Source organism: Klebsiella sp. 141161 (genome assembly GCF_050600815.1).
Lineage (GTDB): Bacteria > Pseudomonadota > Gammaproteobacteria > Enterobacterales > Enterobacteriaceae > Klebsiella > Klebsiella aerogenes.
Genome location: NZ_JAQIRN010000025.1, coordinates 1 through 560, shown reverse-complemented (window position 1 = coordinate 560; position 560 = coordinate 1). Strand labels below are relative to the sequence as shown.

Below are 560 nucleotides of genomic sequence, written 5' to 3'. Positions count from 1 at the left end.
GGCGTGGTCGCGGAAATCATCACCCCGCGTAAAACCATGTTTATCGGTTTTGTGCTGTGGTGCGTGTTCCACGTCCTGTTCCTCGTCTTCGGTCTCGGCCGCGCCAACTATGCCTTAATTCTGCTGTTTTACGGTATCCGCGGTCTGGCCTATCCGCTGTTTCTCTACTCGTTTATCGTCGCCATTATCCATAACGTCCGCAGCGACAGCTCCAGCTCGGCGCTGGGCTGGTTCTGGGCGGTCTACTCCGTCGGTATCGGCGTGTTCGGCAGCTATATCCCGAGCTTCACCATCCCGCACATTGGCGAGATGGGCACCCTGTGGCTGGCGCTGGCGTTCTGTGTCACCGGCGGGCTGATTGCCCTGGCGGCGCTGCGTAACACCGAAACCCCGCGCCATATGCAGAATCTCACCACCCGCGAGAAGTTCTCCGAGCTGGGGCGCGCGGTGACCCTTATCTACACCAACCGCAGCATTATGCTCTCCAGCATCGTGCGCATTATCAACACCCTGTCGCTGTTCGGCTTCGCGGTGGTCATGCCGATGATGTTCGTCGATGA

At 59.1% G+C, this 560-nt stretch carries 1 protein-coding gene; it reads left to right on the top strand.

The window, feature by feature from the left end; all coding sequences use genetic code 11:
- Positions 1-560 (top strand): MFS transporter (locus PGR79_RS23810; protein WP_430922625.1); only part of this gene is annotated, 560 nt, incomplete at both ends.